8 protein-coding genes and 1 tRNA gene are annotated in these 10346 nt (G+C 61.6%); 3 read left to right on the forward strand and 6 right to left on the reverse strand.

What is annotated here, in order from left to right:
* Nucleotides 1–64 precede the first annotated feature (64 nt).
* The 4 genes from JO015_07545 to JO015_07560 all read right to left on the reverse strand — a co-directional run bounded on the left by JO015_07545 (nt 65) and on the right by JO015_07560 (nt 5541).
* Entirely contained in the window at nt 65–3247 is a 3183-nt protein-coding gene (locus JO015_07545; GenBank protein MBV9998953.1) for a multidrug efflux RND transporter permease subunit, read from the reverse strand.
* A 26-nt stretch (nt 3248–3273) separates the two neighbouring features.
* Complete coding sequence (locus tag JO015_07550; protein ID MBV9998954.1) at nt 3274–4626, reverse strand: efflux RND transporter periplasmic adaptor subunit; 1353 nt, start codon at nt 4624–4626, stop codon at nt 3274–3276.
* Nucleotides 4627–5014: 388 nt separating this feature from the next.
* Nucleotides 5015–5221: a hypothetical protein gene (locus JO015_07555; protein ID MBV9998955.1), complete on the reverse strand. Its 207-nt coding sequence runs from the start codon at nt 5219–5221 to the stop codon at nt 5015–5017.
* Between the two features lie 110 nt (nt 5222–5331).
* A complete protein-coding gene (locus JO015_07560; GenBank protein ID MBV9998956.1) occupies nt 5332–5541 on the reverse strand; it encodes a hypothetical protein in 210 nt (69 codons plus the stop codon).
* A gap of 154 nt (nt 5542–5695) precedes the next feature.
* Here JO015_07560 and JO015_07565 point away from each other — a divergent pair, with 154 nt between their 5' ends.
* On the forward strand, nt 5696–7108 hold the full coding sequence (locus JO015_07565) for a CHASE3 domain-containing protein (protein ID MBV9998957.1): 1413 nt from the start codon (nt 5696–5698) through the stop codon (nt 7106–7108).
* A 129-nt stretch (nt 7109–7237) separates the two neighbouring features.
* Here JO015_07565 and JO015_07570 read toward each other — a convergent pair whose 3' ends face one another.
* Both JO015_07570 and JO015_07575 read right to left on the reverse strand, forming a co-directional pair.
* Nucleotides 7238–8410 carry a glutathione-dependent formaldehyde dehydrogenase gene (locus tag JO015_07570; protein ID MBV9998958.1) on the reverse strand — a complete coding sequence of 391 codons (1173 nt, stop codon included), beginning with the start codon at nt 8408–8410 and terminating at the stop codon, nt 7238–7240.
* A 194-nt stretch (nt 8411–8604) separates the two neighbouring features.
* A tRNA-Gly gene (locus JO015_07575) sits at nt 8605–8680 on the reverse strand.
* A gap of 187 nt (nt 8681–8867) precedes the next feature.
* On the opposite strand from JO015_07575, the gene JO015_07580 reads away from it, so the two are divergent.
* Nucleotides 8868–9440 (forward strand): polyisoprenoid-binding protein, encoded by a 573-nt coding sequence (locus JO015_07580; protein ID MBV9998959.1) that lies wholly within the window; start codon nt 8868–8870, stop codon nt 9438–9440.
* Nucleotides 9441–9477: 37 nt separating this feature from the next.
* A complete protein-coding gene (locus tag JO015_07585) occupies nt 9478–10317 on the forward strand; it encodes a hypothetical protein (protein ID MBV9998960.1) in 840 nt (279 codons plus the stop codon).
* Nucleotides 10318–10346 lie beyond the last annotated feature (29 nt).

Below are 10346 nucleotides of genomic sequence, written 5' to 3' on the forward strand. Positions count from 1 at the left end.
ACCGTGCAGCGCAGTTCACGCCTGGTGCCGGAAGAAAACCGGTTTCCGGCGCCTGCGATCTTCGTCAGGTACTCGCCAAAGCCCGCTCTTCTTCCCGGCGCTCAGGCCGCGGCGGCCGCGGGCCGAAAAATTTCATGATCAGCGAGAAGAACACCGGGGTAAACAGGATCCCGAATAAGGTCACGCCGATCATGCCGCTGAAACCCGCCGTACCGAGAACCTGGCGCATTTCGGCGCCCGCCCCCTTGGCCACCACCAACGGCACCACGCCGAGGATGAAGGCGAACGAGGTCATCAGGATCGGTCGCAGCCGCAAGCGGGCCGCCTCCAGGGCGGCGGTGCGGCGATCCTTGCCGGCGTCCAGTTGTTGTTTGGCAAACTCGACGATCAGAATGGCGTTTTTGCAGGCGAGACCGACCAGGACCACGAACCCGATCTGGGTGAAAATGTTGTTGTCCATCGCCCGGATCCGAATCCCGGTCAGCGCCGAGCACAAGCACATCGGTACGATCAGAATAATGGCCAGCGGCAACGCCCAGCTTTCGTACTGGGCGGCCAGGGCCAGGAACACGAACAACACGGCCAGCGGAAAGATGTAAACCGCGGTGTTGCCGGCCAGGATCTCCTGCAGGCTCAGTTCGGTCCATTCATAGCCGAACTGCGGGGGTAAATTCTCAGCCGCAAGGCGGTTCATGATTTCGATCGCCTGCCCGGAGCTCGTCCCCGGGCGGGTATTACCCGTGATGTCGGCGCTGGGGTAAAGGTTGTAATGCATCACCTTATCCGGGCCGTTCCGTTCCTGGACGTTCAGCAACGTACCCAAAGGCACCATGCTGCCCGTGTTGCTGCGCGCGTAGAGGCTTTTGATCTTCTCGGCCCGGTCGCGGAACTGCGCGTCCGCCTGCGAGTTCACCTGAAAGGTTCGGCCAAGGAAATTGAAGTCGTTAACGTAGGTTGATCCCAGGTAAGTCTGGAGAGCGCTGAACACCGACTCGACCGGCACATTCAGCGCTTCGGCCTTGTCACGGTCGATGTCGAGATAGAATTGCGGTACCCGGGTTCGGAAACTAGTAAAGAACCCGGTCAAGCCCGGTTCCTTTTGGGCCGTGGCAATCAGGTTGTCGGTGACCCGGGCGAGCGCCTCGAGTCCGGCAGCCCGGCGGTCCTGGACCTGCAGCTTGAAGCCGCCGGCATTGCCGATGCCTCGAACCGGAGGCGGCGGCACGACCAGAATCATCGCTTCCTGGATCTTGGCGGCCTGACCCTGCACCTTGCCCAGAATCGCAAGGCTCGTCTGGTCCGGGTGGGGCGTCCGTTCCTCGAACGGTTTCAGCGTCATGAACATCGAGACCGCGTTTGCGCGGTTGGAGCTGTCCAGAAAGGAGAGCCCCGGGATCGCCACGGTGTGCCCGACGCCCGGGGTGTGCAGGGCAATCTGTTCCAACTTATGGGTGACCGCTTCGGTCCGCTGCAGGGAGGCCCCATCCGGCAACATGCCGATGGCGACGACGTAACCTTGATCCTGAGCGGGGATAAAGCCGGTCGGGGTCGTTTTGAAGCCCAGTCCGGTCAGTACCAGCAGCCCCAGGTAGACGATGATGACCACGATGGCCAGCCGCAACAGGTGCCGCACCAGCCACGCGTACCCGCCCGCCATGGCCTGAAAACCCCGGTTAAACCCGTGGAAGAACCAGCCCAGCAGCAACTCGAGCACCCGCGTGAGCGGATCCGGCCTGGCGTCGTGTTTCCGAAGCAACAGCGCGGCGAGCGCCGGGCTCAGGGTCAAGGAGTTGAAGGCGGAAATGAGGGTAGCCACCGCAATGGTGAGCGCAAACTGGCGGTAAAACTGGCCGGTGATGCCGCTGATGAGCGCCGTCGGGATAAACACGGAACTCAGCACGACGGCGATCGCGACGACGGCGCCGCTCACCTCATCCATCGCCTTGTAGGTCGCTTCGCGAGGGGACAACCCGTGCTCGATCCAGCGCTCGACATTTTCAACGACCACGATGGCATCATCCACCACGATGCCGATCGCAAGCACCAGCCCGAACAGCGACAGGTTGTTAAGGGAAAAGCCGAGCGCCGCCATCACGGCGAAGGTGCCGACCAGCGAGACCGGCACGGCCAGCAGCGGGATGATGGTCGCCCGCCATGTCTGCAGAAAGACCAGCACGACGATGACGACCAGCACGATGGCTTCAAACAGGGTGTGGAACACGGCGTGCAGCGACTGCTCGATGAACGTCGTCGGGTTGTACCCGATCTCGTAACGGATGCCGGCGGGGAAACTCTTCGACAGCTCGTCAATTCGCTTTTCGACGGCGTGGGCGGTCCGCACCGCATTCGAGCCGGGCAGTTGAAAGATCGCCATGCCGGCCGACGGGCGCCCGTCCAGGAAACAGGTCGTCGAGTAGGTCTTCGCCCCCAATTCGGCGTGTCCGACGTCGCCCAGACGAACCAGTTGCCCGTTCGAACCCCGTTTAACGATGATGCGGTTGAACTCCTGCGGGGTCGTCAGGCGCCCTTTGGTATTAATCAGCAGTTGGAAAGGGGTACCGGGCGGCGCGGGCGGGGCCCCGATCGTGCCCGCCGCTACCTGCACGTTCTGGGCCTGAATTGCCGAGTTGACGTCGTCCACCGTCAGGCCGCGCGCGTACATCCTGGCCGGGTCCAGCCAGATGCGCATGCTGTACTGGTCGGAGCCGAAGATGCGCAGGTCGCCAACGCCCTCGACGCGCTTGAGCGGGTCCTGCAGTTGCAGCACGGCGTAGTTGCTCAAATAAAGGGCGTCGTAGTTGGGGTCATCCGAAATGAGGTTGATGACCATCATGATGTCGGGCGACTGCTTCTGAACCGTAACGCCGAGCGCTCTCACCTCAGCCGGCAGTTGCGGCTGAGCGATCGCGACCCGGTTCTGAACCAGCACCTGCGCCATGTTGAGGTCGGTGCCCAGGTTGAACGTGATCGTCAGCTGCATCTGGCCGTTGGAGGCGCTGGTCGACGACATGTAAAGCATGTTCTCCACCCCGTTGACCTGCTCTTCGATGGGAGTCGCAACGGTTTCGGCCAGCACCTGCGGATCCGCGCCGGGGTAGAGGGCGGTCACCACTACGGTCGGCGGCGCGATTTCAGGGTACTGCGCCTGCGGCAGGATAAAGAAAGAAAGGGTGCCGAGGATAACGATGATGGTCGAGACAACGGTCGCGAAGATCGGCCGGTCGATGAAGAAATGGGCGAATTTCATAGGGATGCTGCCTGCCGTTAAACCAGCTACCGGTGCGACCCGCCGCTCCGGGGCGGGTTCGCACCGGGACCGGCAGCGGCAGGAGCGCTCGAAGCCACCACCCCCGTCTCTTCCGCCGAAAGGTAGTTCTTCATGTCTCCCTGTTCAGGGGTCAGGGGCGCACCGGGCCGGACCTTGACGATCCCGTCGACCACAACCCCATCGTCCGGTTTGAGCCCTTCGCGCACCACCCGCAGACCGTCTACCAGCGGACCCAGCGTGACCCGGACCTGGTTCGCCTTTTTGTCCGGAGTGACCACAAAAACAAATTTCAGGCCCTGGTCGGAAATTACTGCCTGGTCGGCGATCAGGAGGGCGTCGTACGGCTGGCTGGTCGGGACCCGGACCCGCACGAACATGCCCGGAAGCAGGATGCCGTCCGCATTAGAGAACTTGCCGCGGATCTGCAGCGTGCCGGTTGCGGGATCGATCTTGTTATCGATGAAATCGATCACACCCTGATAGTTAAAATCCTTCTGGTCGCCCAGCGCAATCGAAATAGGCACCTTGGATTGGCGGGCGTCCGGAACTGAGCCCTTCGCGATCAGTTGTTCGTAGCGCACCACGGTGTTTTCGTCGACCTCGGCGTAGGCGTAAATCGGGTCCACGCTGACGATGTTGGTCAGCGTCGTCTGGTCGGCTTGAACCAGGTTGCCGACGGTGACGAGCTGGCGGCTGATCCGGCCGGCCACCGGCGCCTTGATCTGAGTGAAACCGAGGTTCAGCTGCGCGGCATTCACCGCAGCCTGCGCCGCCAGAACCTGCGCGTCGGCCTGGTTTTTCTGCGCGACCGCCGTGTCGTAATCCTGGGTGGCAATGACGTTTTTGGCGCGCAGATCCTGGGCGCGGGCGAAGTTGGCCTCACCAAGCTTCTGTTGGGCCTCGGCCTGCCGGAGGTTGGCGGTTGCCTGGTCCAACGCCGCCTGGTAAGGCCGGGGATCAATGACCAGCAGCAGGTCGCCTGCCTTGACGAGGTCACCCTCCTTGAAGACGATCCGGTCGATGTAGCCGCTTACCCGGGGCCGGATGTCAACGTTGTCAACCGCCGCCATCTGCCCGGTAAAGTCAGCATGATCGACGATCGTTTTTGAGACCGGCTTCGCAACGGTGACGGCCGGAGGAGGCATCGCCGGCGGGCCGGCCGGAGGCTTGGCGCATCCGGCCAGGCACGTGATCAGGGTAGCCATCGCCAGGGACACCCGTTGCATCCTGAAACGCGCACGTGCCTCACTTGATCGGCACCGGCCGGGAAAAGCGGAAATGATGTGTCGCATGGATTCGGAGCTCGCGACCTGGAATTGAAGCCGCCCCGCCGCCGCTTTCAAGCTTCGGTTAGCCATTACTTACTCATACGCGCCCGGCCGGCCCGGCGGTATATATATCTAAGTATCTATGCAGGACACCCCGCTTCAGAACGGTGGCGTCGCTCCACCTGTTGATTCGCCAGCCAGACTACGAATGGCTTCACGCGGTCACACGGCGACCACGGCGGGGCTGGCGGGCACGACGTAAGAGTTCACACGGCGAACACGGCGACCACGGCGGGAAGAGGGAACAGTTCGGGGTCCGGGGTTCGGAGACGTCGTATCACCGGGTCCAGTCGTCTGCCGGAGCACGGTGGGAAGACGGAATCCTCCGCAGAACCCGCAGAAAGACAGTCCCGAATACTGAGCTTGACACCGGCAGGCGGCCATCAGGATGCCGCTCCGAACGCCGGATGCCGAACCTTCATTCCATGCCGGCCGGCTGAGGAGTTGCCGGGCGTCTCTGGCCGGTGATCGCGGTAATCAGAGCAAGTAGCCAGCTGATGAGCGCCGGACTGATGTCGGCCAAATCAAGCGGTTCCCCCAGTTTGACCTTCCTGGCGAGCGGCATTGAGAAGTACGTCGCCACCGCCGCGAATAGCACAACTCCGATCGAGGATTTATTGCTCATGCGGAGTCTTTCTCTGACTGATGCGTTAAGGCAAAAGAAATATGCTTACCTGACGCTCTTTTAAGCCTGCGGCAGTAAGCCGCAACGCGCAAACGAAGGAAACAGGGCCATCAGACCTGCGGTCCGCGCGGGGGCCGGGGAATGTAAAAGGCAAGGGTGGGACTGGCTGGTCCGAATGCGTGAGCAAGCTCATGGATAGCGCACGGGGCATCGGAACCGCGGGTTGAAGCAGTGGTGCGGGTGCTGTGGGCGGGCAAGGCAGCGGGGGAGAGGGCAGCGAGCATCAGCATCAGAGAAGGAAGGCGAAGCAAGGAATTCATGGCCTCTCTAATCGGATACTAAAATTTAATATTTATAATAAAAATTATATTAATAAGAGAAACAAGATGGGCTAATCCGCCCCGCGATGCTCATTCTCGCAAGGATTAGAGATGGTCTACTGCGCATATTTGTAGTAATCTCTGCTCAATTCTGATGATCGTTCCGACTTCGTCCCGACTGCTGAGATGGGCCTTTATCGCCGCATCCATCGTTCTGGTGGCGGATGTACTGGTCTGTCTGCTCTCCGTGCACCGTTTTTTTCAGGATATAGAATTCGCCGAAAGATCTGATATTTTCCTCGACGAGGTGAACCACACGCTCGCGCTGATCAAGGATGCGGAGACGGGCCAGCGCGGTTACCTGCTCACCGGCGACGAGCGGTTTCTGGAGCCGTACCGCGCTGCGATGAGCGGCCTGGATGAGCAGCTTGCAAAGTTAATGCAGCAGACAACCGGCATCTTCCGCAACTCCCGGGATCAGGTTGCCCGGTACGAGCAACTGGTCCGGGAAAATCTCGGCTCGCTGGCCAGCGTCATTGAAGCGCGGCGCCAGGGGCATCCGCCGGCTCTCGACACGTTGTATCAAAGCAAGCAGCTGACCGATGAGGTGCGCGCGCAGGCGTCGCGTCTGATTGCGACGGAGCGCGCGGGTTTGTCTGCGCGCAATGAAGAGGCCCTCGACAACCTCCATTGGACTTACGGCAGCTTTGCGGGGGCCGCGGTGCTGAATCTGGTCCTGCTGGCGGTCCTTTGGTGGACCGTGCAGTGCGAGCGTTCCGCCCGCACCGAAGCGGAGCGTGCCAACCGCCTGAAAGACGAGTTTTTGGCCACCCTCTCCCACGAACTGCGTACCCCGATCCACGCGGTGCTGGGCTGGACGGCCGTGCTGAGCAACGAGCGCTTTGACGACCTGCAGGAGATCCGCCGGGGGCTTAGGGTCATCGAGCAGAACGCGGAAGCCCAGGCGCAGCTGGTCGAAGAACTCCTAGATCTCTCACGCATCATTGCCGGCCGTTTGCACCTGGAATGCCAGCCGGTCGATTTCGCCGCGGTGATTCAGGCCGCCATTGCCACGGTGCAGGTTACGGCCGAGAAAAAGGGCGTGCGCCTGACCGCCGAGTTGCCGTCCACGGACGGCGCGGTCTGGGGTGACCCGGCGAGGCTGCAACAGGTCGTCTGGAACCTGTTAATCAACGCCATCAAGTTTACTCCTGCCGGCGGGGAGGTCGCGGTGGCGCTGCGGAAGGCGGATCATCTCGTCGAGCTGACCGTGCGCGACAACGGCATAGGCATCAGGCCGGAAATGTTGCCGCACCTCTTTGAGCGCTTCCGACAGGGGGATAGTTCGCTCACGCGCCGTTACGGCGGCCTGGGTATCGGCCTGGCGCTGGTCAAGAGCCTGGTCGGCATGCAGGGCGGCAGCATCCAGGCCTACAGCCGGGGCGAAGGCCACGGGGCCACTTTCACCGTGCGCTTGCCCCTGGCCGACTCCGCAACGCCCTCGGTACCCCAGTTTACGCCTCTCTGGCGGGGAGACCCGGCGCGAACCCTGTCGCAGCAGCTCTGAAGGCCTCGCCGGGCTTCGGCCGTTGACGAAGCGCGGCGATCATCCAGGCGTTGACCGCGAGGATCACGGGGATCACGGGCATCGCGTGCGCCGTTTCGCGGTGGCCGCTGCCGGCATTTTGGCATTCCTTCACGGTTTCAGCACGACCTTGATGCAGCCGTCTTTTTTATCGCGGAAGGTCTTGTAGGCCTCGGGACCTTGCTCGAGCGGCAGCCGGTGGGTGATGATGAAGGAAGGATCGATCTCGCCCGCCTGGATCCTGCGCAGCAGAGGTTCGGTGTAACGTGGGACGTGCGTCTGGCCCGACTTGAGGGTTAGCGCCTTATTCACGATCGCCCCGAAAGGAATCTTGTCGGGAAAACCGATGTACACCCCTGGAATGGAGAGGGTGCCGCCCTTGCGGCAACAGACGATGGCTTCGCGCAGCACATGGGGCCGGTCGGCGGCGATGGCCACCACCGCCTTGGCTTTGTCAAGCATCGCCGGCAGGGTGCTGCCGGCGTGCGCTTCGCACCCGACGGCGTCGATGCAGCGGTCCGGCCCGCGTCCCCCGGTCATGTCCATGAGATGATCATAGACGCTTTCCTTTTCGAAGTTGATCGTCTCCGCCTTGCCGTGCTCCCGGGCCATCTGCAGGCGTTCTGGTTCCCGGTCGATGGCGATCACCCGGCCGGCGCCGAGCATCCAGGCGCTCTTGATGCAGAATTGTCCCACCGGCCCGCAGCCCCACACGGCGACGGTGTCGCCGGGTTCGATGTCGGCGTTCTCCGCCGCCATGTATCCGGTCGGGAAGATATCGGACAAAAACACCACCTGTTCATCCGTCAGGCCTTCCGGAATTTTGATCGGACCGACGTCGGCGAACGGTACCCGGAGGTATTCGGCCTGGCCGCCGGGAAAACCGCCCAGCATATGAGAGTAGCCGAAGAGACCGGCCGGAGATTGCCCCAGGACCTTCGCAGCCATCTCCTTGTTGGGATTTGAATTGTCGCAAAGGGAGAACAGCGTCCGTTCACAGAACCAACAGTGACCGCAACAGATGGTGAACGGCACGACTACGCGATCGCCCACTTTTAGTTTCCGGACGTCGCGTCCGGCCTCGACGACTTCGCCCATCGGTTCGTGGCCGATCACATCGCCCTTTTCCATGGTCGGCATAACGCCGTCATAGAGGTGAAGGTCGGAGCCGCAGATCGCCGTGGTGGTGATCTTGACGATCACGTCGGTCGGATGAACGATTTTCGGGTCGGGAACTGTATCGATTCGCACGTCTTCTTTGCCGTGCCAGCAGAGCGCTTTCAATTGATGGATTTTTCCTTTCTTCAGTTGGGGAGCCGATGATTTTTCTTCCGGTACGTTTTAAAAATCGCACCGGAGGCCGGGGGCGGGCTGCCAAGGCGGTCTGGAAATTTTGCCGCCTGGGGCGATCCGGCGTAAAAACGCGGTAAAGGGACCCGACGCACTTTTATGGCAGGTGTGGCCGGGCGCGCGGGAGATGGAGCGGGTGACCGGACTCGAACCGGCGACAATCTCGTTGGCAACGAGATACTCTACCAACTGAGTTACACCCGCGTCTCGAAGACTAGGCCGCGACAATAACGGGCCTATCCTTGTTGTCAATACCGGAATGCTCTCGTATTAACCTCGTTTAGATTCCGTTCCGTGGCGGTCCGGCAATTTTGCCGGACCATGGCACCTGGGTCGTGGCCGTTCCGGTGTTGATGCCCGCAGCGTGAGGGCCACAGCTGCGAAATCATTTATGAAAACTTCCAAGCTCATCATTGTCACTCTCTTCGTCGGTTCACTCGGTTTGGCGGCGCAAGCGGCCGACACCTACCAGATCGATCCGGTACATTCCTCAGTCGTGTTCAAGGTCCGTCACCTGAACGTCACCGATTTTTACGGCCGCTTCAACGATGTGACCGGGACCGTGACCCTCGACCCGTCCAACCCGGCCGCAGATTCACTCGATCTGGAAGTCAAGAGCGACAGCATCGATACCCACACTGAAAAGCGTGACCAAGTTCTCAAGGGCCCTGATTTTTTTAACGTCAAACAATTTCCGACCATCGCGTTCAAGAGCGCGAAAATCGAAAAAGCGGGGGACGACACCTATAACGTTACCGGCAATCTGACGCTACGCGGTGTGACCAAGCCGTTGACCCTCGAGTTTAAGATAACCGGCGAAGGCAAGGGCATGAAAGACGAGTATCGCGCCGGCGGGGAGACCCAGTTCACGATCAGACGCGGCGACTTCGGCATGACGTATATGCCCGGCATCGCTGGGGATGACATCACGCTGATCATCAGCCTTGAAGGGATCAAGAAGTAAGCGGCTTCGTTTACTTTTCCGGAGGTTAAGAAAACGGATGGCCTTGCTTCACCAGATGCTGCCTGCAGTCATCGTCGCCCTCCTGGTGGCGACGGCCGTTTGCGCCGTGGGGCTGGGGTGGCCGGGCCGGGGCGCCACGGCGGTGCTCGTGCCGTGCGCCTCGGGTCTGGGGTACATTTGCGGTCACTTCATGGCCACGGGTTGGACGGGTTTTCCTCCCCTCGATACAACCAACTGGCTGCCCTATTTTGCGCTTGCGGCCGCGGTGCTGGGAGTCATCCACGAAAGGTTTTCTGCTCCGGCCTGGGTCCGCCTGCTCGCGTTCGCGTTGTTCTCGGCCGGGGCGATGGCCTTGTTGTTGATGCCCAAGCTGCAAAGGGAATGGACCATCGGCCAGGCCCTGGTCTGGGTAGCGTGCCTGGCCGCCGCGACCGTGGTCCTGGGCGTCATGTGCGATGGGCTTTGTCGGTATTCCCCGACACCCGTTGCCGCGCCGTTGTTCCTGCTGATTCCGTGCGCCGGAGCCGCAGTTGCTTTGATGCTATCGGGCAGCATGTTGCTGGGGCAGCTGGCCGCAGTGTTGGCGGCGGCCATCTTCGGCAGCGTCATTCCCGCTCTGCGGCATATGGCAGTCGGTAAAGGGGTCGCGCCGGTCTTCGCGACGTTGCTTGCCACGCTGATGGTGAGCGGTTGTTTTTTTGCCGAACTGCCGGTCGCAAGCGCTTTGCTGCTCGCCGCCGCACCCGCCCTGGCCTTGGTGCGCACCGGAAAACTATCCGTGCGCTGGGCCGTGGCGGTGCGGGCCGGTTTGGTGGCGGCGGTGGTAGCCGCCGCCTTGATCACTGCCTTCCTGGCTTCACCGCCGCTGGAGTATTAGCCACGTGGGGCTTCGCTCACACGGTCACA

The sequence above is a fragment of the Verrucomicrobiota bacterium genome, from assembly GCA_019247695.1.
GTDB lineage: Bacteria > Verrucomicrobiota > Verrucomicrobiia > Chthoniobacterales > JAFAMB01 > JAFBAP01.